Origin of the sequence: Micromonospora psammae (assembly GCF_036902725.1) — a bacterium.
Lineage (GTDB): Bacteria > Actinomycetota > Actinomycetes > Mycobacteriales > Micromonosporaceae > Micromonospora.
In genome coordinates this window covers 114,523-137,226 of sequence record NZ_JBAKHM010000009.1, presented here as the reverse complement: position 1 = coordinate 137,226, position 22,704 = coordinate 114,523, and the positions used below count along the sequence as shown (strand labels likewise).

Genomic DNA, 22,704 nt, shown 5'->3' with positions numbered 1-22,704 from the left:
TCAGCGCGGCGGACGGTTGCGGCGGTTGCGCAACAGCCGGAGCACCAGCAGGACGATCGCCACCACCACCACCAGGCAGCAGAGCAGGCCGAGGAGACCACCGCCGCCGCGCCCGCGGCGGCGCGCCGCCTCCACCACCAGCTCACCCGGACCCGTGGAGGCCCACGCCGCCACCGGCACGAAGACCGACAACACGACCGCACCCAGGACCGCGCCCAGGCGGCCCGACCACTTGCTCCAAGAAGACATGCCCTCATCCTGACCGAGGCGGGCAACCCTGGCACGTCGGACCGCCCCAAAGGTCTGATTTTCCTGACCGGCGGTGCCCGGAAACGGCGAGAGGCCCCGGAGATGAACTCCGGGGCCTCTCGTGAAGCAGTAGCGGGGACAGGATTTGAACCTGCGACCTCTGGGTTATGAGCCCAGCGAGCTACCGAGCTGCTCCACCCCGCGTCGGCTTCATAAGCTTAGCGCACCACCGTCACCGAGCTCAGGCGGGTACCCCGATCCGACGTTCGGGCAGCTCAGGGGCGTTGCGAACGACGTCGGGGAGCCCACCGCCCGCCCGTTGCCGCCGATCGACGGCCGGGACGCCCCGAAAGCTGGCAAACGGAAACGGCCCCGAGGATGAGATCCTCGGGGCCGTGCCGTCGTGGTAGCGGGGACAGGATTTGAACCTGCGACCTCTGGGTTATGAGCCCAGCGAGCTACCGAGCTGCTCCACCCCGCGTCGCTGGGACAACCGTAGCGTACGGACCCCCGGGCCCGCAAAACGGGCCCGGGTTCCTCACTTCCACCAGTCCCGGACGGCCGCCACCGCACGTCGGCTGTCCGCGTCGACCTGGGACCGCGGGCTGGACGTCCCCTCCCAGCCCTGCTCCCAGAGCACCGTCACCACGTCCCCGACCCGCACCGCGCGGACCAGCCGGACCACCTCCTCGACCGCCGGGGCGCCCTCGTGGTCCGCGGCGGGACGACGCAGCTCGAACAGCACCGACTCGTCGCCGTAGCCGGCGTCCGGCAGCAGCCGCTGGGTCGACGTCAGCCCCTCCCCGCCGCCGGACGCCGGCTGGGTCGGGCAGTCGCGCACCGCCCGCCGCAGCTCGGCCAGGGCGTCGCCGGCCCGGCCGGCCCGGTAGATGGTGACGCTGTGCCGGTAGGAGCCGTCCGGGACGTACCCCGGCGGGGTGTCGGCCAGTTTGAACGCCAGCGTGCGGGCCCGCCGCTGGACGATCCCGGACGCGCCGGGGTCGGCGTCGCAGAGCTCCGGCAGCACCGGTCCGGCGAGGAACGCCGGCGTCATGCCGGTGTCGTTCGCCGCGGCCAGGACGAAGAACGCCCGGTCGGGGACGGAGGTCGGGGTCCGCGCGGTCGGCGGGGCGCCCCCCGACTGCGGGGCGGAGGTCACCGCCCGCGACGGGGAGCTGGGCGGCGCGGGGGGCGTCGACGGGGACGGCCTCGGGACCGGGGATGACGACGACGGCGCGGGCGACACCGACGGCGCGGGCGAGGTGTCTCCCGAGGGGCCCACCGGGGTACGCCGGTCGGCGGCGAGGACGAGCTGGGCGCCGACGGCGGTTCCGGCGGCCAGGACCGCCACGGCCAGCGCACCCGTCGCGGCGCGGGTCCACGCCCGACGGTCGGCCCGCCGGCGTACCAGCTCCGGCGCGGCCAGGCCGCGTCCGTCCGTGTCGTCGGCGAGCGAGCGGTAGAAGTTGGTCAGTTCAGGCGACATCGTTGGCCTCCAGCTCCTCGGCGTGGACCCCGGGCAGCAGCTCGGCCAGCCTCGACCGGCCCCGGGACAGCCAGGACTTCACGGTGCCGGTGGGCACCCGGGTCTCCCGGGCTATGTCCTCCACCGACATGTCGAACAGGTAGTGCAGGGCCAGCGCCTGCCGCTGGTTCACCGACAGCTGCCGCAGCGCGCCGACCAGCAGGACGGTGTCCTCGCCGGGTGGCCGTACGTCCTCGGGTGGGCCGGTGCGGCTGACCGCCGTCCGCCAGCCGCGCAGGCGACGGAACCGGTCCGTCGCCAGTCGGCTGACCACCAGCCGCAGCCAGGCCTCCGGGGCGGGGTGGGCGGCCAGCCGGCCCCACTGCCGCCAGGCGCGGGCGTACGCCTCCTGCACGAGGTCCTGGGCCTCGCCGTGGTCACCCGCCACCGCGTGGCCGTAGCGGAGCGTCCGCGCCGACGTGCTCCGGTAGAACTCGTCGAAACTCGCCGCGTCCCTCATACCGGCACCACCCCTGCCTGTCGCAGCCACCTGAAGAGGAGACGGTGGAGCGCACCGGCAGGTTGCGGTCATCTAGTCCGAAAAGCGACAGGGCCCGCGACCCGCGCACCGAAGTCGGTCGCGCGGGCCCGGGCCCCGCCGGGAAAACCTGCGGCGCTCAGCCGCTCGGCGTGGGTGCCGGGGACGCCGACGCGCTGCCGCTCGGCGCCGGGGCGCCCGGGGTGGCGGCCCGCTGCGCCTGCTGGAACGCGCCCATCGCCTCGTCCAGCGCCTTCAGCGCCCGGCCGTACCGCTCGAAGTCGCCGGACGCCTGCGCGGCCTTGACCTCGGCGATCGCCGTCTGCACCCGCTCCGCGGCGGTGGCCAGTTCACCGGTGAGCGGCGGCGGGTTGTTCCCGGGCGGCGGCGGCGCCGGTGGGGTGCCGCCGGGCGGCGGGGTGCCCGGCGCACCGGCCCGCTTGCCCTGGTCGACGAGCTGCTTGATCCCGTCGGTCAGGTTATCGGCCAGCGCCACGTAGGAGCCACCGTCGCCGTACGACAGGAGCACCTTCTGCAGAAGCGGGTACGCGTCCTGCTGGTTGCTCTTGACGTAGACCGGCTCCACGTAGAGCATCCCGTCGGCGAACGGCAACGACAACAGGTTGCCGTACTGCACCTGCGCCTGGTTGGAGGAGAGCAGGTTGAGCTGCTGACGGATGTTGGCGTTGTTGGTCATCTGCTGATGCACCTGCACCGGCCCGGAGATCCGGGTCTGGTCCGGCAGCTCCAGCACCTCCAACCGGGGCTGACCGTCGACGTACGACCCGGAGATCAGCGCGGCGAGGTTCTGCCGCCCGTTCGGGGTGACCGCCGAGGTGAGCTGGAAGCGCGGCGACTGCTGCCCCGGGAACTGGGTGAACAGGTAGTACGGCGGCTGCTTGGATCCGCTGTCCGGCGCGTCCGGCACGTTCGGCACCTGCCAGAAGTCCTGGCCGGAGTAGAAGTCGCCGGGGTTGGTGACGTGGAACTTGGTCAGCAGGTTGCGCTGCACCTTGAACATGTCGGCCGGGTAGCGGAAGTGCTCGGTCAGCTCGGCCGGGATGGCGCTCTTCGGCAGCACCAGGTCGCCGCCGAACGCCTTGTTCCACGCCTTGAGCACCGCGTCGGTCTCGTCGAACTCGTAGAGCCGGACCGTGCCGTCGTACGCGTCGACGGTCGCCTTCACCGAGTTGCGCATGTAGTTGACGTTCTCCCGGGCCAGCTGGAAGGTGCCCCGGTTGGTCAGCTCGTCGGTGGTCTCGGTCTGCAGGTTGATCCGCTCGGCGTACGGGTAGGTCGCCGCCGTGGTGTAGGCGTCGATGATCCACTGGATCCGGCCGCCCACCACCGCCGGGTACGGGTCGCCGTCGAGGGTGAGGAACGGCGCGACCTTCTCCACCCGGTCCCGCGGGTTGCGCACGTACAGCAGCCGGGAGTTCTCGTTGACCGCCTCGGAGAGCAGGAAGTTCGACTCCTGCTCCTTGATCGCGTAGAGCAGCCGGCGGGTGAACGAGCCGATCTCCACACCGCCCTCACCGGTGTAGGTGTAGTACTGCTCGCCGCCGGTGGTCGGGGAGGGACGGTCGAACTCGGCGTTGCGGCTCTTGTCGCGCTGCCCGACGATCGCGTAGTCGTCCTCCTCCATCCGCTCGCCGTAGTAGATCCGCGGCTGGCTGGCCGGGATCTGCTCGGCCTGCGAGGAGCACGCCTCCTGCGCCTTCTCGCCGAGGAAGCCGGAGACGAAGTACGGCTGACCGCCGCAGACGACCTGGTTGGCGGGGGCGGCGACCAGCCCGTACCCGTGGGTGTAGACGGTGTGCCGGTTGATCCAGTTGTTCTGCTGCTCGGTCAGCTCGTTGTAGTTGACCTCGCGGACGCCGACCACGTAGTCGGACGTCTTGTTGGCCACCGAGTACCGGTCGATGTCCAGCTTCGGCCCGAAGTCGTAGAAGCCCCGGACCTGCTGGAGCTGGGTGTACGTCTCGGAGACCAGCTGCGGGTCGAGCAGCCGGACGTTGGGCACCACCGAGGTGTCCGTGGCCAGGCTCGCCGGTGGGGTGAGGTTGCTCGCCGCGTACCCGGTGGTCTTCGTGCCGGTCAGGCCGAACGCGGTGCGGGTCGCCTCGATGCTGCGGGAGATGTACGGCGCCTCCTTGTCCCGCGCGCTCGGCTTGACCTCGAAGGTCTGCACCGCCCAGGGGTAGATGCCGCCGATCGCCACCGCGGAGACACCGAGCAGGGCCAGCGAGATGCCCGGCCAGACCAGGTTCCGCATCACCGCGTTGGAGAACACGATGATCGCGATCGCCACCACGACCGAGATGTAGGCCAGGATCTCCTTGGCCGGCAGCAGCGCGTTCACGTCGGCGTAGCCGGCGCCGTACAGCTTGGCGCCCTCGTTGTACTCCAGCAGCATGGCCCGCCGGTCCAGCACGTACGCGACGGCCTTGAGCAGGACGAAGACCGCGACCAGCGTGCTGAGGTGGGCCCGCGCGGCGTTGGTCATCCGGTCGCCGACGCCCTGCAACCGGACGCCGCCGAAGATGTAGTGCACCGCCAGGGCGCCGAGCAGGCCCAGCACCACCGCGGTGAAGCCGACGCCGAGCAGGTACCGCCAGAAGGGCAGCTGGAAGACGTAGAAGCCGATGTCGACGCCGAACTCCGGGTCCTTGACCCCGAAGTCGCCGCCGTTGCGGAAGAGCAGCCACTGGTCCCAGCGGGTCTGCGCGGAGAGGCCGGCGAAGAGCCCGATCACCGCCGCCGTGACCGAGAACCAGGTGCCGACCCGGGGGCTGAGCAGCATCCGGTACCGCTCCAGGGTGGCCTGCTCCAGCGAGTGCGGCCGCAGCGTCGGCCGCAGCCGGTAGGCCAGCCACAGGTTGCCGCCGACGAACAGGGCCATGCCGAGGCCGACGGCGAGGAAGAGCAGCAGTCGGGTGACCAGCACGCTGGTGAAGACCTGGGTGTAACGGACCTCGTCGAACCACAGCCAGTCCGTCCAGGCCTGGACACCCCAGCCCAGCAGGGTGAAGAGGACGAACACCCCGACCAGCACCCCGATGGTGACGCGTCCGCGTCGACTCATCCGGGGTAGGGGGCTGCTACGCATGACCACTGTTCGCTCCGCACGCTCGATGTGATCGGCTCCGGACAGGCACCCAGAGTACGGGGTGTTGCTGAACACGTCGGGTCAAGGTCACGTCACGATCGCCTGGGGATTCGCCGGGCGCCTCCTGCGGCGGCCCCTGGTCAGCAGCGGGTGGGCTGGCCCCCGGCCCGCAGCGTCTCCAACGCGGTGAGCGCCTCGTCCAGCGATCCGACCCGGAGCAGCGGCAGGTCGGGCTGCGGATTGCGGACCGCCTCCGCGCAGTTGTCCGCCGGCACCAGGAAGAACTTCGCCCCGGCCTCCTTCGCCCCGACCAGCTTCTGGGCGATGCCGCCGATCGGGCCCACCCGCCCCTCGTCGTCGATGGTGCCGGTGCCGGCGATGATCTTCCCACCGGTCAGGTCGGCCGGTTCGAGCTTGTCGACGATGCCCAGGGCGAACATCAGCCCGGCGCTGGGCCCGCCGATGTTGCCCAGGTCGATCTTCAGGGTGAACGGGTGCGGCTGCCGCTGCTCGGGCACCAGCCCGATGCGCGGCCTGCCGTCCTGCTCCCGGCTGGTGACCGTGGCCGTGCCGGGCACGCCGTCGCGGGTGTAGCCGATCTTCAGCGCGGTGCCGGCCGGCTTGGCCCGGACCAGCTCGACCAGCTTCGCGGCGGTGGTCACCGTGGTCCCGTCTACCGCGGTGATCACGTCGCCGGCCTTCAGCGCCCCGTTGGCCGGGCCGTCGGCGGCCACCTCCTTCGCCACCACCTGGACCGGGTACCCCAGCTCGACCAGCGCGGCGGTCTCGGCGCTGGACTGCGAGTTCTCGAAGTCCTCGGCGTTGCGCTTCTCCACCTCCTCCCGGGTCTCACCGGGCGGGTAGACCAGCTCCCGCGGCACCACCGCCTCGTCGGCGGAGAACCAGCCCGCGATCGCGCCGCGCAACTTCACCTCGGGTTGCACACCCACCGTGGTCATCCGCAGCTGACCGGCGGAGGTCGACGTGGCGCGGCCGGTGACCTGGATGACCTCCTTACCGTCGGAGGTGCCGAGCGTGTTGACGGTCGGGCCCGGGCCGAGCACCACGTACGGGATCGGAGCGCCGAGCACGCCGATGCTCAACAGGGTGGTGAGCAGAGCACCGAGGAGGACGGTCACGCCACGACGTCTCATGCGGCAGAGCGTACCGACCGACCGACCGGACGGCGGCCAGCGGCGGGCCGACGCGGACTTCGCCCTCAGCGCAACGCCAGCGGCCGCGACCTGGGGCGCGGCGCGCGTACCGTAGACGTCGTGCCTGATATTCCGTTCGGTTTCGCGCTCCCGGGTGGGCAACCACCAGACCCCAACGATCCCGCGCAGATGCAGCAGTTCATGTCGCAGTTGCAGCACCTGCTCTCCGCGCCGGGCAGCGGGCCGGTCAACTGGGACCTGGCCCGGCAGGTCGCCGCCAGCCAGCTCGCCGCCACCGGCGATCCGATGCCGTCGCCGTACGAGCGGCACGCGGTGGAGGAGGCGCTGCGCCTGGCCGACCTCTGGCTGGAGCCGATGTCGGCCTGGCCGACCGGGATCCGCACCTCCGTGGCCTGGAACCGGAACGAGTGGATCTACAAGACGCTGGACGTCTGGCGCAAGCTCTGCGACCCGGTGGCCAGCCGGATGGTCGGCGCGATGGGCGACCTGGTGCCCCCGGAGGCCCGCGCCCAGCTCGGCCCGATGCAGTCGATGGTCGCCACGCTCGGCGGGGCGCTCTTCGGCGGCCAGCTCGGCCAGGCGCTCGGCCAGCTCGCCGCGGAGGTCCTCTCCGCCGGTGACATCGGCCTGCCGCTGGGCCCGGCCGGCACCGCCGCCCTCGTCCCGGCCAACATCCGGACGTACGGCCAGGGCCTGGAGCTGCCCGAGGACGAGGTACGCCTCTACGTCGCCCTGCGCGAGGCCGCCCACCAGCGCCTCTTCGAGCACGTGCCGTGGCTGCGCGGGCACGTGCTGACCGCGGTGGAGAACTACGCCTCGGGCATCCGGGTCAACCGGGAGGCGATCGAGGAGGCGATGGGTCGGGTCGACCCGACCGATCCCGAGTCGATGCAGGCGATCGCCCTGGAGGGCATCTTCACCCCCGAGGACACCCCGGCGCAGAAGGCGTCGCTGGCCCGGCTGGAGACGGCGCTCGCGCTGGTCGAGGGCTGGGTATGCCACGTGGTGGACAACGCCGCCGGCGAGCGGCTGCCCAACGTGGTCCGCCTCGGCGAGGCCTTCCGCCGGCGCCGGGCCGCCGGCGGCCCGGCCGAGCAGACCTTCGCCGCCCTGGTCGGATTGGAGCTGCGGCCCCGCCGGCTGCGCGAGGCGTCGGCGCTCTGGGCGGCGCTGACCGAGCACCGGGGCATCACCGGCCGGGACGCGGTCTGGGGCCACCCCGACCTGCTCCCCTCCGACGAGGACTTCGCCGACCCGGTGGCCTTCGCCACCGCCCGGCTCGACCTCGACGACGAGCTGGCCAGCTTCGACTTCACCGCGCCGGGCGGCCCGCAGGAGCAGGCCCCGGGCGGCTCGCAGCCGCGACCGGACGACACCGGGGACGACCCCGACAAGTCCTGACGAGCACGCCACCGGCCGGACCGTGGAGACCCACGGCCTGGCCGGTGGCATCTGCGGACGCGGACGGCTACCAGCCCCGCCGATGGCAGCTGCGAGCCGCGCCCGGCGATCTTTGCGGGCCCCGTCCAGCGATCTCCGCGACCTCCGTCCCGCGATGGCTGCGGCCCGCGTCCGGCGCTGCGGGCTCCGGCGTTGTCTGCGGGCCGCACCAGTGGCGCTGCGGCGCTGCGTGCCGGCCGGCGATGGCAACGGCTGCCGAGGGCCTTCCCAGCGGTGATGTTGCCGGTTGTCTGCCGTCCTTTAGAGCTGATGACGTTAACGACTCACCCAGCGGTCGGTCCGGGCCGGTGAACCGTTTACGTCATCAGCTCTAAAGGGCAAGCCGACCGGATCCCGCGTGGCGCGGAAGCGAGCGCAGTCCGCACAGACGCAGCGCGCGAACCGGCGCTGCCCGGAAACGGCAGCCGCGCGAACCCGCGCAGCACGCGAACGGCAGCCGCGCGAACCCGCGCAGCACGCGAACCAACACAGCACGGGAACGGCAACCGCGCGAACCCGCGCAGCGCGGGGACGGGCACGGGTGACGGCGGGCCAGGCGGGAGGCGGAGTCGCTCAGGCCGCGCGTCCGGAGAGCAGGGCGCGGGTGGCTTCCCACCCCTCCACGGCGGGATCCAGGGCGGCCAGGTCGGCGGGCCCGCGTAGTCGACGCCAGCCGGCGGTGACCGCCACGTCGGCCGGGGCCGGCGCCGCCCGGCGGACGTCCGCGGGGAGTGCGGTGTCCAGGTCCAGTGGCGGCAACCATCCGGGTACGGGCAGCCGCGACGCCACGCCGAGCAGTCCGGGTCCACCTCCCTCGACCGGGGCGAGCGCGACCGGTCGGCTGGTCAACGGCCGGAGCAGCTTGCCCAGGGTCAGCCCGGGCACGTCCGGCGCGTCGGCGGCGACCACGGCCGCCTGGTCGTGGTCGGTCAGGGTGGCCAGGACGGCGTTGACGGTGGGCTCGGGCACCTCGTGGATCACGGTGCCGGGCCAGACCACCGCCTCGGCGAGCGACCGGTCCGCCGCGGTCACGGCCACCGCGGTCTCGACCTCGGCCAGGGTGGCGAGCAGGTCCACCACGTCCTCGGCCAGCGCGGCGCGCCAGGCCGACAGGTCGATGCCCGGCGGCGACCAGGCCACCGGGGCGAGCAGTGCCACCAGCACTCGTCGGGTCACGTCCCGACCCTAGTGCGACCATCTCGTCCCCGCCCGGCGTGCCCGACGCACGAGACGGAGGGCGGAAGGGTCAGTCAGGCAGGGGGACGCCGGAGGCGGCGGCCACCCCCTCCAGGTAGCCGCGGGCCCGCTCGGTCTTGGCGTACCGGTTGACCAGAGCCCAGAAGCAGGCGTTGTGGCTGGGCACGATGAGGTGTGCCAGCTCGTGCAGCAGGACGTAGTCGAGCACCCACTCGGGCATGTCCTGGAGACGGTGGGAGATCCGGATGGTGCGGTCGGCCGGGGTGCAGGAACCCCAGCGGCCGTTCTGGTTGGTGACCCAGCGGACGCTGGCCGGCAGGGCGTCGCCGCCGTGATCGGAGAGGTAGAGGTTGATCAGGCGGAGCGCCCGGTCTAGCAGTTCGGTGTCGGAGCGCGCCAACCGGCCTTCCCGGGCGGCGAGCCGGGCCAGCATCCGGTCGACCCACTCGCTCTCCTCGGCGCGGGAGAACTGGTCGGGGATGAGCACCACGACGCGCTCTCCGTCGCGGTAGGCGGACACCGTGCGCCGCCGGCGCTGACTACGCCGTACCTCGACGACCGGCTTCCGCACCCCCGCCATCAGTGGGCCGCGCAGCCGTGGTTTCCTGCCACGAGGGAAAGCTAATGCGTACTGACCAGGGGTCCGCAAGAGTCAACACGTCGACCCGCGCCCGGAAAGTGATGGTTGGGCGTGGAGAGTCCCGAAAAAATCTGCGGCGTACCTCACCACGGTAGGTGATCAGCGGAAAGTGGTGACTGCAGCCCCCGAACGAGGCCCTTCGAGCCTCTTCAACCGGCGTGTCCCCGGCAAACTCACTTATCCCACCTAATTCGGCATGCACACTCTCGACGTCGACTTCCTCACAGTGTCGATGCACAGCTGACATGGATTCACCCAGAGCTGGGTAGGGTCCGCCAACCAGCGGTCACGTGGGTGGCCGCGACGAAAGACCCAGCGCGGGGCGCCCCAGGTGGTCCGCCGCCGGGAGACCCGCCGGGCCGACACGTCCCGGCGGACGAGACGAGGAGGCTACCGTGGCCGACCAGGCCCAGACCTACAACGGTTACTGCGTCAAGTGCAAGGAGAAGCGGGACTTCGAGGGGCACATCGAGGTCTCGAAGACCGGGATGAACATGGCCAAGGGCAAGTGTCCGGTATGCGGCACAACAGTGAACCGCATCCTCGGCAAGGCCAAGGTCTGACGGTACGAGTTCGCGGGGGAGGGTGGCCGACGGCCACCCTCCCCCCGCTCGTTCCCGGACCCGGCGAGCTGTCGCCTCCCCGACACACCTACCCGCCGGTTGTGGACAACGCGCGGATTCCTGTGGACAACCCTGGATACGGGCCTGCGCACCTGTGGACAACGATCGACGGACAGCACCGACACGGTCACGATTCGTCAACATGAGCCCGCCGCCGGATGCCCTCGCCGCCCGCACCCCGCTGACCCGTCCGACCCTGCTGCCCGGTCTCAGCCGGCTGTGGCGGGACCGGCACACCCTGCAACTCGGCCTGGCCCCGGGTCGCGCCGTCCTGCTGGAGGTGGCCGACCCACGCGCCGTCCGCCTGCTCGACCTGCTCGACGGCAGCCGCAGTGAACGTCGCGTCCTGGCCGACGCGGTGAGCGCGGAGATCGGGCCGGACGACGCACGCGGACTGCTCGACACGCTCCACGCCGCCGGGCTGGTCGTACCCGCGCACACGCTGCTCCCCCGCGACCTGGCCGGGCCGGCGCGGACCCGGCTCGCCGCGGAGGCCGGGGCGCTCGCGCTCGCCTCCGCGACGCTGCCGGGCACCCCGGCCCAGGTGCTGCGGCGGCGCCGCGCCGCCCGGGTGGTGGTCACCGGCCCCGGGCGGCTCGGCGGCCCGGTCGCGGTCGCCCTCGCCCAGGCCGGGGTGGGTCACGTGGTGCCCGATCTGGCCGGCCCGGTCCGCCCCGGTGACCTGGTCGGGACCGGGCTGGCGGCGGCCGACGTCGGGCGTCCGCTCGCCGCCGCCGTCCGGGCGGCGATCGGCCGCACCGCCCCCGGCACACAGACCCGACCGCTCCCCCGCGCCCGGGTCGAGCTGGTCGTCCACCTCGGCACGGATCGTCCGGCCGCCCTCCTCGCCGCCGGGTACGCCCAGCGTCGCCAGCCGCACCTGCTGCTCGGCCTGCGGGAGGGGGTGCCGGTGATCGGGCCGCTGGTCCGACCGCCGGCCGGGCCCTGCCTGTACTGCCTGCACCTGCACCGGGTCGACCGGGACCCGGGCTGGCCCACGCTCGCCGCCCAACTGGCGGCGGAGCCGACCGAGCAGGCCTGCGGCACGGCCACCCTGCTCGCCGCGGTCGGGTACGCGGTCGGCGAGGTGCTGGCCCACCTCGACGGGACCACCCCGGAGACGGTGGGCTGCGCGGTGGAGATCGGCGCGGCCGGTCGGTTCCGGCGCCGGGTGTGGCCACCGCACCCGTCCTGCGGCTGCTCCCGCCGGCGCCGCTGAGCGACCGGGCCGGGCGACCGTCGACCGCGCCCCGTGCCACCCACGCCGGGCGTCGACCGGGGCCCCTTCCTTCCGGTGGCAGCAGCGAGGGGTCGGAGTCGGTAACAATGGCCGGGTGACCGACATCCCGCGCCGGGCCGTGTCCCGGACCGCCAAGCTCGCCGCTCTGCCGCTCGGCTTCGCCGGCCGGACCGTCCTCGGCATGGGTAAGCGCGTCACCGGGCTCGCCTCCGACGTCATCTCCGCCGAGATACAACAGCGCACCGCCGAGCAGCTCTTCAGCGTGCTCGGGCAGCTCAAGGGCGGTGCGATGAAGTTCGGGCAGGCGCTGTCGGTCTTCGAGGCGGCGCTGCCGGACGAGATCGCCGCGCCGTACCGGCAGGCGTTGACCAAGCTGCAGGAGGCGGCGCCTCCACTGCCCGCGGCGACCGTGCACCGGGTGCTGGCCGAACAGCTCGGCCCGGACTGGCGGGACCGGTTCGTCGAGTTCGACGACACCCCGGCCGCCGCGGCGAGCATCGGGCAGGTGCACAAGGCGGTCTGGCGGGATCCGGAGACCGGCGAGGCGCGGACCGCGGCCGTCAAGATCCAGTATCCGGGGGCCGGCGACGCCCTGATCGCCGACCTCAAGCAGCTCTCCCGGCTGGGCGGCATGTTCCGGGCCATCCAGCCGGGTCTCGACGTCAAGCCGCTCCTGGTCGAGCTGCGGGAGCGGGTCACCGAGGAGCTGGACTACGAGCTGGAGGCCGAGTCGCAGCGGGCCTTCGCCGCCGCATACGCCGACGACCCGGAGATCTTCATCCCGGCCGTGCTCTCCAGCTCGCCCCGGGTGCTGGTCACCGAGTGGATCGAGGGCATACCGCTCGCCGACATCATCCGCGAGGGCACCGAGGAGCAGCGCGACACCGCGGGCCGGTTGATGGCCACCCTGCACCTGTCGGCGCCGCCCCGGGCCGGCCTGCTGCACGCCGACCCGCACCCCGGCAACTTCCGGCTGCTGCCGGACGGCCGACTTGGCGTGATCGACTTCGGCGCGGTGGCCCGGATGCCGGAGGGCACCCCGGAGCCGATCGGCCGGATCGCCGGGCTGGCGCTGCGCGGTGACGCGGACAGGGTGGTGAACGGCCTGCGTGAGGAGGGGTTCGTCAGCTCCACCGAGCCGATCGACGCCCAGGCGGTGCTCGACTTCCTGCGGCCGATGCTGGAACCGATCGCCGCCGAGGAATTCCGGTTCAGCCGGGCCTGGCTGCGGTCCGAGGCGGCCCGCCTGGCCAGCCCGAAGTCGCCGACCTACCAGCTCAGCCGGCAGCTCAACCTGCCCCCGTCGTACCTGATGATCCACCGGGTGACGCTCGGCTCGATCGGGGTGCTCTGCCAGTTGGAGGCGAAGGCGCCGTACCGGGGGATCCTGGAGCGCTGGCTGCCCGGCTTCGCGCCGGTGGCCTGACCCCACCACGTACGACGCGGGGGCGGTGACCGGAGTCCGGTCACCGCCCCCGCGGATCAGTAGGGAACTAGAGAACGCCCAGGTCGCGGGCCGACTGGCCCCGGCTCTTCATCGCGACGGTACGGGCGGAACGGGTTGCCTCAGTGCTCGTGGTGGTACGACCGGCCTGAGGCTGGCGCATTCGAGCCCGGGACAACGCTTCGTGGAGTAGTTGCATCTCGGTTCCGTTCGGCAGGTGCAGCATCTTCTTCGGCTTTCTGGTAGCCGGTGGTGACACCGGGCGTGGATGGTGCGGATCGGGTAGTTGTCAGGCCGCCAGCCGGACCGTGTTGCGCGAGGGGGCCACACCACTGGCCACCAGTCGCGCCTCGGCCTCGACCCGGAGCGCCGCGTCGCGGGCGAGGTCCTCCTTGCGCGGACGGCCACGGGGCCGCTTGCGCGGTACGACCGCGCCACGCTCGAAGATCTCGCCGCCCCAGACGCCCCAGGGCTCGGCCCGCTCCACCGCGCCGGCGAGGCATTCGACGCGCAGCGGGCAGTCCCCGCAGAGCGACTTGGCCAGCTCGAGCTCGGCGGGCGAGTCGGAGAACCACAGGTCGGGGTCGAACTTCCGGCAGGGCAGGTTCGCCTCCACCTCGACACTCACGTCGAGTGGGGCCAACGCCAGACTCATCTCCCGGTCACCTCTCTCTCACTTCGATCTCGTGGATCGCATTCCGACGTACTTCGGCGTGGACAAAAAACTGAGGCCGCGGATCCCGGTGAACGGGTTCCGCGGCCTCGAGGTGAGCCGGTGGTCTGAGTCTCAGACCGGTCTCCCTCGAGGTGGAACGCCGCGGACATCCGTGCGCTTCTTGGCGACACCGATGCCCATGCCCGCGAAGCCACTGGTCCCCTCGACTCCGGCCGGCGCGACGGTCAGGTTCAGCTCGGCCTGAACCTGGTGCACCTGCGGAACCGACGGTCGCGTGGCGGCAAGGGCCACCCGGACAGCCGACAGCGGAGCGTGGGCAGCTGGCATCGCCGCCGGACGCTCATACATGAAGATCTTCACGGGGTGCCACCTCCCTCACGTTCACTCGTGCCGACATCGGTCTCCCCTTGTGAGCAGCCGGAATGGCGCCGCTCCCAAGGTGTGTCCTGAGGCTATTCCTCGCCCGGGGGCGAGGGCAAACGATTTAACGACGAGATTTCGAAAGTTTTCTCGGGGGCGATGTCGTCCACCGCCGCGCCGTCCACCAGCGCCAGCACCGCCTCGCCGTACAGGCCGAGTTTGCGGGGGCCGATCCCGGCGATCGCCACGAGCTCCTCGGGTCGCCCCGGACGCCGCTCGGCCAGCGCGGTCAGGGTGGCGTCGGTGAAGACCACATAGGCCGGTACCTTCTGCGCGCCGGCGACCCGGGCCCGCCAGTCGCGCAGCCGCTCGTACAGGCCCTCGTCGATGTCGGAGGGACAGGTCGGGCAGCGGCCGAGCTTGCGGTCCGGGCCGGCGAGCAGGGTCGCGCCGCAGATCCGGCAGGAGACCACCTGGGTGCGCCGCCGCTCGACGCCGCGCTTGGGCACGGCGCCACCGGCCCGCTCGCCGCCGCCGGAGCGGTCCAGCTGGGGCAGGAACCGCGACGGCCGCCGGGCCCGACCGCCCGGCGAGCGGGCCGTCGCGTACGACAGCCAGAGCCACTCCCGGGCCCGGGTGATCCCCACGTAGAGCAGCCGGCGCTCCTCCTCCACCTGCTCCGGGGTCCGGGCGTACGTGGTGGGCAGGGTGCCCTCGGAGAGCCCGACCAGGAAGACCGCGTCCCACTCCAGCCCCTTGGCCGAGTGCAGCGACGCCAGGGTCACCCCGTCGACCGTGGGCACGTGCTGCTGGGCGGCGCGGCGGGCCAACTCCTCGTTGAAGTCGGCCAGGGTGACCGGGCGCTCCACCGCGGCGGCCTCGCCGATCGGCACCACCTCCGGCGTGACCGCGTACTCCTCGGCGAGCTGGACCAGCGCGGCGAGCGCCTCCCAGCGTTCGCGCGCAGCGCCGCCGGCCGGGGCGGCGTCGGGGGCCCAGCCGACCGCGGCGAGCGCCTCGACCACGGCGGTCGGCAGCGGGGTCTCCCCCGGGATCGAGCGGGTCGCGGCCCGCAGCGCCACCATCGCCTGGCGCACCTCGACCCGCTCGAAGAACCGCTCCGCCCCCTGCACCACGTACGGCACGCCGGCCTCGGTCAGCGCCTTCTCGTACGCCTCGGACTGCGCGTTGGTGCGGAACAGCACGGCGATCTGCTTCGCCGGGGTGCCCCCGTCGACCAGGGTCCGGCAGCGGGCCGCCACCGCGGCGGCCTCGGCCGGCTCGTCGGTGAAGATCCGCAGCTCCGGTTCGGGGCCCGGTGGGCGCTGGCCGTGCAGCTCCAGGCGCAGCCGGGCCTCGGCGCCCCGGGCCTGCGCGATCACCGCGTTGGCCAGGCCGACCACCTGCGGGGTGGAGCGGTAGTCGCGGACCAGCCGGACCACTGTCGCGTGCCGGTACCGGCGGGGGAAGTCGACCAGGTACGACGACGTCGCCCCGGTGAACGAGTAGATGGTCTGGCTCGCGTCACCGACCACGGTCAGGTCGTCCCGGCCGCCGAGCCACGCCTCCAGCAGCCGCTGCTGCAACGGGTTGACGTCCTGGTACTCGTCGACGACGAAGTGCCGGTACTGGCCGCGGACCTGCTCGGCGACGTCCCGATGCTCCTCGATGCCCCAGACCGCGGCGCGCAGCATGTCCTCGAAGTCGATCACCCCGTTGGCGCGCTTGAGCCGCTCGTACGCGGTGAAGACCTCGGCCACCTTCGCCGGCTCGTGCGGCGTCTCGCGCAGCGCCTTGGCCGCGGCGACCACGTACTCCCCCGGCTCGACCAGCGACGACTTGGCCCACTCGATCTCACCGGCGAGGTCCCGCGCGGCGGCCCGGTCGGTCCGCAGGCCCACCTTGGCGGCGGCGAGGGTGACCACCCGGACCTTGCTGTCCAGCAGCTCCGGCATGGCCCGGCCGGCCAGCAGCCGGGGCGCGAAGTAGCGCACCTGCCGCAGCGCGGCGGCGTGGAAGGTCCGGGCCTGCACGCCGGCCACCCCGAGCGCGGTGAGTCGGGCCCTCATCTCGGCGGCGGCCCGGGCGGTGAAGGTGACCGCCAGCACGTGCCGGGGGGAGATCTCCCCGGACAGCGCGCGGTGGGCGATCCGGGAGGTCACCGCGCGGGTCTTGCCGGTGCCGGCGCCGGCGAGGATGCAGACCGGGCCGGCCGGGGCGGTCACCGCCGACCGCTGCTCCGGATCCAGCCCGGCGAGCACGAGCTCGGCCGCTGAGTGAACCACCACAGCGAGGAATCATCTCAGCTCCCGGTGATGTTGCAGCGGTTAGCCTGACCTGAACGGAGGCGGGCGCAGCGAACCTTGGAGGACCTGACCATGTTGACGATGTATTCCACGTCGTGGTGCGGCTACTGCCACCGGCTCAAGTCGCAGCTGGACCGCGAGGGCATCGGCTACGAGGTGGTCGACATCGAGCGGGACCCGCAGGCCGCCGATTTCGTGATGAGCGTCAACGGCGGCAACCAGACCGTCCCGACACTCCGCTTCGCCGACGGCAGCGCCCTGACCAACCCCTCCATCACCCAGGTCAAGCAGCACCTGGCCGAGATCGCCGGCTGACCCGCCGTACCGGGTCGAAGAAGTGGCCGTCCCGCACCGGGGCGGCCACTTCTTCCGTCTGGCGGGTCACCGGGTGGGGCCGGGGGTGAGGCGCTCCGTCGGGCGGCGGGGCGCCGGGACGAGCGGCGGCGGGGCGGTGGGCGGCAGCACGGGCGGCGGGGAGAGCCGGCGGCCGTGCCAGAGCCAGGCCCCGGCGGCGGTGGTGACCACGCCGACGACCACGAAGAGCAGCCGGTAGTCCAGCACGTTGACCAGCAGCGCGCCGGCTCCGATGGAGGCCGCCTGCGGGGCGCTGACCATCGCCTCCGACGCCGCGGTGACCCGGCCGAGCAGCCCCGCCGGGGTCCGCCGCTGGATCAGCGTGGTCAACCCGACCAGGGTCAGTGGGAGCGAGACGCCGGCCAGCAGCAGCGCCAGCACCCCGAGCCGCAGGTCCGGCCAGGCCAGCGCGAGCGCCGCCGGCCCGAAGAAGGTCACCCCGGCGGCGAGCGCCCCCAGCTCACCGGTACGGCGCACCACGGCGGGTGAGAGCAGCCCGCCGACCAGCCCGCCGACGCCCTGGACGGCGACCAGCACCCCGACGAACGCGGCGTCGCGGCCCAGCCCCTGGTCGACGTAGGCGAAGATCAGCGATTCGCTGAAGCCCATCACCAGCGAACCCAGCCCGTAGCCGAGCAGCGCCCGGCGCAGCGCCGGCTCGGCGGCCAGGTGGCGCAGGCCGGCGCCGAGCTCGGCGGGCCAGCGCAGGGTGGCCGGCGGTGGCGTCGCCTCGGCCACCCGCATCGTCCCGACCACGACGGCGGCGGTGACGAACCCGGTCATCGCCAGCGCCGCCAGCAGCCAGCCGCCGACCGCCGCGTAGAGGGCCGCCCCGGCGAGCGGCCCGCCCAGCCGCAACCCCTGCCGTACGGTCTGCAACGCGCCGTTGGCGTCGGCGAGCAGCTCGCTCGGCACCAGCTGGCGGATCAGGCCGCTGAGGGTGGCGCTGAGCGTCAGGTACGACAGGCCGTAGAGGGCCGCCACCACGTAGATGATCCACACGTCGCCCCGGTCGCGGACCGCGAAGAGCGGGGTGAGCAGCATGGCGGTGCCCAGGTTGGCGGCGACGAAGAACGGCCGGCGGCGGTAACGGTCGACCACCCAGCCGACCAGCGGCGCCAGGGTCATCGGCGCGATGATCGCGAAGATGGTGGCGCCGGCCAGCCCGTCGGAGCCGGTCAGGTCCTTGACCCAGATGGCGAGGGCGAGCAGCAGGACCGACTCGGCGGCCATGCTGGCCAGCAGCGCGCCGAAGAGGAGTCGGAAGTCGGGGCGGCGCAGGACGGTGCGCATGGGGGGTTCCCTCCGCGGGGGTGGCGCCCGGTTCCCGGGCGCGTCTGGGGGAGGTGCGGCCGACCCGGACATCGTCGTCCGGACCGCTGACACTTTCCACAGTCCTCTTTTTGTCTTCAGACACGCCCTCGCCGGAACCTCCGACGCCGGTCGCGCCGTCCATACTGACCGTGGGGGGCGAATTTCATACAGTTACCGTCGCGTCCGCGGCGGTCGACGGAAATGAGGACACCCGTGCCTCCTGCCGTACCGAGCCCGATCCTGCGTCGTCGCAGGCTCGGCACCGAACTGCGCCGCCTGCGCGAGGCGGCGGGGCTCACCGGCGACCAGGTGATCGAGCGGATCGGCTGGGCCTCGGCCTCCAAGCTGTCCCGCCTGGAGAACGGCCGCAGCCGCCCCGACCCGGACGACGTCCGCCTCCTGCTGGCGCTCTACGGCGCCGAGCCGGAGCTGAGCGAGGACCTGCTCGGCATCACCCTCGAGGCCGGCGACATGCGGGGCTGGCTCAAGTCGTACCCGGTGATGACGCAGCAGCAGCTGGGCTGGGCGGAGCTGGAGGCGGGCTGCGCGGAGATCCGCGAGTACAACCCGGTGCTGGTGCCGGGCCTGCTCCAGACCCCCGGGTACGCGCGGCTGCGGATCGTCTCGGCGAACCGGGCGGCGACCGAGGCCGGCGAGCCGGACACCGGCGAGGACCCGGAGACCGAGGTACGCGCGCGGCTGGCCCGGCAGTCGCTGCTGGACCGCGCCGACGGGCCCCGCTACACCGCGGTGCTGGAGGAGGCGGCGCTCGGCCGGCGGGCCGGTCCGCCGGAGGTGCTGCGCGAGCAACTGGTCCAGCTCTGTGAGCTGGCCATGCTTCCCAACGTGACGCTGCGCCTGCTGCTGCGCGACGCCCGGATCGGCGACTTCTACCTGCCGCCGACGGCGTTCTCGCTCTACCGCTTCGCCGACCCGCAGGACCCGGAGACGCTGGCCATCGAAGGTGGCTTCATCGACGCCATGTCAACCGAGGCAAACACCCTGAATCGCTATAAAGTGGCATTCGAGTGGCTATGCTCGGCGGCGCTCTCCGCATCGGACACCCTCTCCTGGCTCTTCGAAGCGACGGGACGGCTGACCGAGACGGCGGCCTCGTCCACGGCGGCGCAGGGGTCGGCAGCGGCGCCGGTCCAGCGCAGCCGGTACTCCGGGCGCCTGACGGAACGGTGATGCACACCTGAACTCCGCCGGGGCCGGGCACGGGTCACTCGTCCCCAACGAACCCCAGGAGCAGGAGCAGAACCATGAACGAGATCCGCAACAACACCGTGCTCACCCGGCAGCTCGCCGACGCCCCCTGGCGTAAGAGCACCCGCAGCCAGACCTCCAACTGCGTCGAGGTGGCCCCCCTGGGCACCGGCCCGGCCGCGGTCGCGCTGCGGGACAGCAAGGACCCGAGCGGTCCGGTGCTGCTGTTCAACCGGGCCGGCTGGCTCGGGTTCATCACCGGGGCGAGGAACGGACAGTTCGACCTGAACTGATCCGCTGACCGTACGGGGCCGTCGGCACGACGCCGGCGGCCCCTCGTCGTCCGCGACCACCGACCGTGCTGAGCAGGCATCGGCCGATCGGTCGGGCACCGGACAGATGGCCGCGTTTCACTTGCTGAGACCCCCGGCGGGCGTAACATGACGAATCAGTGACGTGGAAGTTCCACTGCGTACTCGTCCGTCGCGGCCCATCCGGAGACAGCCATGCGTTTCCTGATCGTTCGTACCGACATCCGCACCGCCGCCGACACCGACATCGCCGCCGCCTGGGCCGGCGGTGGCCGGCTGCGCGACGAGACGACCACCCCCGAGGCCCGCCGACAGACCGTGCACGCCGAGGACCGGGAGGCGGCGCTGCTGCTGGCCCGGGCGCTCGCCACCGTCGGCGCGGTCCGCTCCGGGCGACAGCGGGTCAAGGTGCTCCCGCTCGACGAGCCCACCCCGACCCGTCAGGAGAGCTGGGTCGACACCGCCACCTGACCCCCACCGACGTCCGCCGTGGTCGGACCGGCTCCCCCGCCGAGTTCCTCGCCCCATCCGCCACGACGGTCCGTGTTCCCGGCCCGGGATCGTCGCGGCAACGACGGTCCCGGGCCGGGACCGCGTCCGGCCGGTTCAGCAGTGGCCGTCGAGCCAGCGGTGGATCAGAAAGAGCGCGATCGAGGAGGGCGGCGGCAGGATCACCCGCGCGCCGTCGCCGGCGTCCACCGCCCGGCCGGCCAGCACCGCGCCGATCTCCCGACGGGTGAACCAGCGGGCGTACGCGATCTCCGCCGGATCGACGTGCACCGGCTCCCCCGGATCGGCCTCGGCCAGGAAGCCGAGCATCAGCGAGCCGGGGAACGGCCAGGACTGGCTGCCCGCGTACCCGATCCGCTCGACCGCGACCCCGACCTCCTCGCGGACCTCGCGCAGGACGGCGGCCTCCGCCGACTCGCCCGGCTCGACGTAGCCGGCGAGGCACGAGAAGCGGCGCTCGCCCGGGGTGCGGGGCCAGGTGGCGTTGTTGCCGAGCAGGCAGCGGCCCTCCGGCCCGTCCACCCCGTCGTGCACCAGCACGATCATCGCCGGGTCGGTACGCGGCCAGGACCGCCGGCCCTCGGCGTCCACCCGCGACCAGCCGCCCTCGTCGACCTCGGTCCGGTGCCCGGTCCGCGGCGACCACTCGTGCCCCAGGTGCCAGTTGACCAGCGCCAGCGCGGTGGTGAAGATGCCCGCGTCCCGGTCGCCCAGCAGGTGGCCCACCTCGCGCAGGTTGACCGCCCGGGTGCCCGGCAGCTCCGGCAGCGGGGCGTCGACGGCGAAGACCGGCACGTCGTCCGGCTCCACCCCGAGGAAGAGCGGCACCGCGTCCGCGGTGACGGTCAGCGCCGCCGGGTCGTGCAGCACGAGCCTCGGCGGGTTGGTGTCGGTGTGCACCAGCGCCCGCCCCTCCCGGGTCGAGTCGAGCACCAGCACCCGGGCCCGCCGCCAGGCCTGCGCCAGCCACTCCGGGTCGGTACGCCGGTGCGCCGCCCGGTCGAGCGTGGAGCGGGCCAGCGGCGGCGCGGGCTCGCCGCTCACGCCGGCTCCCGGTCGACCGGGGTCAGCGCCGACAGCGGGCCCTCGATCCGCTCCGCGTCACCCAGCACCACGGTGACCGCCTTCGCCGGGGCCAGGTAGCGGGCGCCCGCCTCGGCGACGTCGTCCACGGTCGCCTTCGCCAACCGGGCGGCGTGCTCGGCGAGGAACTCCAGGCGCAGCCCGTTGCCGGCGTACGCGCTGGTCAGGGAGGCGAGGCCGGCCTGGGTCGACATGCCGAGCTGGAGGGTGCCGAGGGCGTACTGGCGGGCCTGCTCCAGCTCGTCCGGCTTCGGCGGGAGCGAGGCCAGCCGGCCCAGCTCGTAGGTCGTCTCCAGCAGCGCCGGGCCGGTGACCTCGGTGGCGACCTCGGCGGAGGCGACCAGCACCGACCCGGCGACCGAGTGCTCGACCAGCGAGTGCGGGCCGTACGTGTAGCCCTTGTCCTCGCGGATGTTCTCCGTCCACCGGGACGAGAAGTAGCCGCCGAAGACCAGGTTGGCCAACTGCAACGCGGCATGGTCGGGGTGGGTGCGCGGCACCGCCGGCAGCGCGATGCGCAGCGAGGACTGCACCGAGCCGGGCCGGTCGACCAGCAGCAGCGGGCCCGGTTCCAGCGGCGGCGCGGGCGGCAGGTCGACGCCGCGGGTGTCGCCGCGCCAACCGGCCAGCGCCTGCTCGGCGGCGTCCAGCGCGCGGTCCGGCTGCACGTCGCCGACCAGCACCAGCACCGCCTCGGCCGGGTGCACCCGGTCGGCGTGCAGCTTGCGCAGCGCGGGCGGGCGGACCGCGCGGACCTGGTCGGGATCGGGGGTCTGCTCCGCGTACGGGTGCCGGCCGTAGATCCGCTTGAGCAGGGCGGTCCGGGCCAGGTGGGCGGGCTGGCTCTGCGCCACCTGGATCCGGTCGACCAGCCGGTCCCGCTCGGTGGCGACGTCCTTGTTCGGGTACGTGGCGCCGGTCAGCACCTCGGCCAGGATCTCCAGCATCCGGTCGAGGCCGGTGACCAGCCCGGCACCGGAGAGCATCAGCCGGTCCGGGTCGACGCCGGCGGACAGCCCGCCGCCGACCTTCTGCAGCTCGGCGGCGATCTGCACGGCCGTCATCGTCTCCGTGCCGGAGAGCACGGTCTGCGCGAGCATCGCGCCGCGGGCCAGCTGGGTACGGCCGAAGGGCATCCAGAGCCGCAGCTCGACCAGGGGCACGGCCGGGCGGCGTACCGCGATCACGGTGAGCCCGTTGGCCAGCCTCCGCTCGGCCTGCCGGGGCAGCTTCAACTTGCGGGTGCGGCCCAGGGGCGGCAGGGCCCGCGGCCCGGCGGGAACGGTCGTTGTCGCGCTCACCGAGCCTCCTCCGTTCGCGACTGCGGGGCTCGCAGACCCGGCTCACTCCTCGCGCTCACCGAGCCTCCTCCGTTCGCGACTGCGGGGCTCGCAGACCCGGCTCACTCCTCGCGCTCACCGAGCCTCCTCCGTTCGCGACTGCGGGGCTCGCAGACCCGGC

21 protein-coding genes and 2 tRNA genes are annotated in these 22,704 nt (G+C 73.1%); 8 read left to right on the top strand and 15 right to left on the bottom strand.

Features of this window, described 5'->3' with window-relative positions:
* The 7 genes from V6U79_RS13915 to V6U79_RS13885 form a co-directional block, all read right to left on the bottom strand.
* Complete coding sequence (locus tag V6U79_RS13915) at positions 1 to 249, bottom strand: hypothetical protein (protein WP_334524458.1); 249 nt, start codon at positions 247 to 249, stop codon at positions 1 to 3.
* A 130-nt stretch (positions 250 to 379) separates the two neighbouring features.
* Positions 380 to 453 (bottom strand) — tRNA-Met (locus V6U79_RS13910).
* Positions 454 to 653: 200 nt separating this feature from the next.
* A tRNA-Met gene (locus tag V6U79_RS13905) sits at positions 654 to 730 on the bottom strand.
* A 57-nt stretch (positions 731 to 787) separates the two neighbouring features.
* Positions 788 to 1,735, bottom strand: coding sequence for a hypothetical protein (locus V6U79_RS13900; protein WP_334524460.1), 948 nt, complete (start codon positions 1,733 to 1,735; stop codon positions 788 to 790).
* Complete coding sequence (locus tag V6U79_RS13895) at positions 1,725 to 2,234, bottom strand: SigE family RNA polymerase sigma factor (protein ID WP_334524462.1); 510 nt, start codon at positions 2,232 to 2,234, stop codon at positions 1,725 to 1,727. The genes V6U79_RS13900 and V6U79_RS13895 overlap by 11 nt, the downstream gene beginning before the upstream one ends.
* Before the next feature lie 157 nt (positions 2,235 to 2,391).
* Positions 2,392 to 5,361: a UPF0182 family membrane protein gene (locus V6U79_RS13890; RefSeq protein WP_334524464.1), complete on the bottom strand. Its 2,970-nt coding sequence runs from the start codon at positions 5,359 to 5,361 to the stop codon at positions 2,392 to 2,394.
* A gap of 140 nt (positions 5,362 to 5,501) precedes the next feature.
* Entirely contained in the window at positions 5,502 to 6,515 is a 1,014-nt protein-coding gene (locus V6U79_RS13885) for a YlbL family protein (RefSeq protein WP_334524466.1), read from the bottom strand.
* Positions 6,516 to 6,704: 189 nt separating this feature from the next.
* Between V6U79_RS13885 and V6U79_RS13880 the strand changes: the two genes are divergently transcribed.
* Positions 6,705 to 7,937, top strand: a complete 1,233-nt coding sequence (locus V6U79_RS13880) for a zinc-dependent metalloprotease (RefSeq protein ID WP_442933772.1) — start codon at positions 6,705 to 6,707, stop codon at positions 7,935 to 7,937.
* Positions 7,938 to 8,549: 612 nt separating this feature from the next.
* On the opposite strand, the gene V6U79_RS13875 is transcribed toward V6U79_RS13880, so the two are convergent.
* Positions 8,550 to 9,152 (bottom strand): hypothetical protein, encoded by a 603-nt coding sequence (locus V6U79_RS13875; RefSeq protein ID WP_334524473.1) that lies wholly within the window; start codon positions 9,150 to 9,152, stop codon positions 8,550 to 8,552.
* Between the two features lie 70 nt (positions 9,153 to 9,222).
* Positions 9,223 to 9,753: a M48 metallopeptidase family protein gene (locus V6U79_RS13870; RefSeq protein ID WP_334614875.1), complete on the bottom strand. Its 531-nt coding sequence runs from the start codon at positions 9,751 to 9,753 to the stop codon at positions 9,223 to 9,225.
* A 455-nt stretch (positions 9,754 to 10,208) separates the two neighbouring features.
* Here V6U79_RS13870 and V6U79_RS13865 point away from each other — a divergent pair, with 455 nt between their 5' ends.
* The 3 genes from V6U79_RS13865 to V6U79_RS13855 all read left to right on the top strand — a co-directional run bounded on the left by V6U79_RS13865 (position 10,209) and on the right by V6U79_RS13855 (position 13,102).
* On the top strand, positions 10,209 to 10,376 hold the full coding sequence (locus V6U79_RS13865) for a DUF5679 domain-containing protein (protein WP_007072829.1): 168 nt from the start codon (positions 10,209 to 10,211) through the stop codon (positions 10,374 to 10,376).
* 202 nt (positions 10,377 to 10,578) lie between these two features.
* Positions 10,579 to 11,655: a hypothetical protein gene (locus V6U79_RS13860; protein ID WP_334614874.1), complete on the top strand. Its 1,077-nt coding sequence runs from the start codon at positions 10,579 to 10,581 to the stop codon at positions 11,653 to 11,655.
* A 115-nt stretch (positions 11,656 to 11,770) separates the two neighbouring features.
* A complete protein-coding gene (locus tag V6U79_RS13855; RefSeq protein ID WP_334524485.1) occupies positions 11,771 to 13,102 on the top strand; it encodes an ABC1 kinase family protein in 1,332 nt (443 codons plus the stop codon).
* Positions 13,103 to 13,409: 307 nt separating this feature from the next.
* Here the strand turns inward: V6U79_RS13855 and V6U79_RS13850 are convergent, their stop codons facing one another.
* From V6U79_RS13850 to V6U79_RS13840, 3 genes are all read right to left on the bottom strand, one after another.
* Positions 13,410 to 13,775, bottom strand: coding sequence for a WhiB family transcriptional regulator (locus V6U79_RS13850; protein ID WP_334524488.1), 366 nt, complete (start codon positions 13,773 to 13,775; stop codon positions 13,410 to 13,412).
* A 132-nt stretch (positions 13,776 to 13,907) separates the two neighbouring features.
* Positions 13,908 to 14,156 (bottom strand): hypothetical protein, encoded by a 249-nt coding sequence (locus V6U79_RS13845; RefSeq protein ID WP_334524490.1) that lies wholly within the window; start codon positions 14,154 to 14,156, stop codon positions 13,908 to 13,910.
* A gap of 92 nt (positions 14,157 to 14,248) precedes the next feature.
* Positions 14,249 to 16,444, bottom strand: a complete 2,196-nt coding sequence (locus V6U79_RS13840; protein WP_334524492.1) for an ATP-dependent DNA helicase UvrD2 — start codon at positions 16,442 to 16,444, stop codon at positions 14,249 to 14,251.
* A 90-nt stretch (positions 16,445 to 16,534) separates the two neighbouring features.
* Here V6U79_RS13840 and V6U79_RS13835 point away from each other — a divergent pair, with 90 nt between their 5' ends.
* A complete protein-coding gene (locus V6U79_RS13835) occupies positions 16,535 to 16,777 on the top strand; it encodes a mycoredoxin (RefSeq protein WP_334524494.1) in 243 nt (80 codons plus the stop codon).
* 66 nt (positions 16,778 to 16,843) lie between these two features.
* Here V6U79_RS13835 and V6U79_RS13830 read toward each other — a convergent pair whose 3' ends face one another.
* A complete protein-coding gene (locus tag V6U79_RS13830; protein ID WP_334524497.1) occupies positions 16,844 to 18,109 on the bottom strand; it encodes an MFS transporter in 1,266 nt (421 codons plus the stop codon).
* Positions 18,110 to 18,343: 234 nt separating this feature from the next.
* Here V6U79_RS13830 and V6U79_RS13825 point away from each other — a divergent pair, with 234 nt between their 5' ends.
* The 3 genes from V6U79_RS13825 to V6U79_RS13815 all read left to right on the top strand — a co-directional run bounded on the left by V6U79_RS13825 (position 18,344) and on the right by V6U79_RS13815 (position 20,121).
* On the top strand, positions 18,344 to 19,321 hold the full coding sequence (locus V6U79_RS13825; RefSeq protein WP_334524499.1) for a helix-turn-helix domain-containing protein: 978 nt from the start codon (positions 18,344 to 18,346) through the stop codon (positions 19,319 to 19,321).
* A gap of 74 nt (positions 19,322 to 19,395) precedes the next feature.
* A complete protein-coding gene (locus V6U79_RS13820; RefSeq protein ID WP_334524501.1) occupies positions 19,396 to 19,632 on the top strand; it encodes a DUF397 domain-containing protein in 237 nt (78 codons plus the stop codon).
* Between the two features lie 213 nt (positions 19,633 to 19,845).
* Positions 19,846 to 20,121 (top strand): hypothetical protein, encoded by a 276-nt coding sequence (locus V6U79_RS13815; protein ID WP_334524503.1) that lies wholly within the window; start codon positions 19,846 to 19,848, stop codon positions 20,119 to 20,121.
* A gap of 135 nt (positions 20,122 to 20,256) precedes the next feature.
* Here V6U79_RS13815 and nudC read toward each other — a convergent pair whose 3' ends face one another.
* The gene (gene nudC, locus V6U79_RS13810; RefSeq protein ID WP_334524505.1) at positions 20,257 to 21,204 is read right to left on the bottom strand and encodes an NAD(+) diphosphatase; all 948 of its coding nucleotides are present in this window, start codon (positions 21,202 to 21,204) and stop codon (positions 20,257 to 20,259) included.
* A complete protein-coding gene (locus tag V6U79_RS13805) occupies positions 21,201 to 22,544 on the bottom strand; it encodes a M16 family metallopeptidase (RefSeq protein ID WP_334524507.1) in 1,344 nt (447 codons plus the stop codon). Before V6U79_RS13805 ends, nudC begins: the two co-directional genes overlap by 4 nt.
* Between the last annotated feature and the right edge of the window lie 160 nt (positions 22,545 to 22,704).

Coding starts and splice junctions, on each gene's coding strand:
- V6U79_RS13890 (WP_334524464.1), bottom strand. CDS start 5,361: ATGCGTAGCAGCCCCCTACCCCGGATGAGTCGACGCGGACGCGTCACC.
- V6U79_RS13820 (WP_334524501.1), top strand. CDS start 19,396: ATGAACGAGATCCGCAACAACACCGTGCTCACCCGGCAGCTCGCCGAC.
- V6U79_RS13815 (WP_334524503.1), top strand. CDS start 19,846: ATGCGTTTCCTGATCGTTCGTACCGACATCCGCACCGCCGCCGACACC.
- V6U79_RS13870 (WP_334614875.1), bottom strand. CDS start 9,753: ATGGCGGGGGTGCGGAAGCCGGTCGTCGAGGTACGGCGTAGTCAGCGC.
- V6U79_RS13900 (WP_334524460.1), bottom strand. CDS start 1,735: ATGTCGCCTGAACTGACCAACTTCTACCGCTCGCTCGCCGACGACACG.
- V6U79_RS13880 (WP_442933772.1), top strand. CDS start 6,705: ATGCAGCAGTTCATGTCGCAGTTGCAGCACCTGCTCTCCGCGCCGGGC.
- V6U79_RS13860 (WP_334614874.1), top strand. CDS start 10,579: ATGAGCCCGCCGCCGGATGCCCTCGCCGCCCGCACCCCGCTGACCCGT.
- V6U79_RS13830 (WP_334524497.1), bottom strand. CDS start 18,109: ATGCGCACCGTCCTGCGCCGCCCCGACTTCCGACTCCTCTTCGGCGCG.
- V6U79_RS13850 (WP_334524488.1), bottom strand. CDS start 13,775: ATGAGTCTGGCGTTGGCCCCACTCGACGTGAGTGTCGAGGTGGAGGCG.
- V6U79_RS13915 (WP_334524458.1), bottom strand. CDS start 249: ATGTCTTCTTGGAGCAAGTGGTCGGGCCGCCTGGGCGCGGTCCTGGGT.
- V6U79_RS13885 (WP_334524466.1), bottom strand. CDS start 6,515: ATGAGACGTCGTGGCGTGACCGTCCTCCTCGGTGCTCTGCTCACCACC.
- V6U79_RS13835 (WP_334524494.1), top strand. CDS start 16,535: ATGTTGACGATGTATTCCACGTCGTGGTGCGGCTACTGCCACCGGCTC.
- V6U79_RS13895 (WP_334524462.1), bottom strand. CDS start 2,234: ATGAGGGACGCGGCGAGTTTCGACGAGTTCTACCGGAGCACGTCGGCG.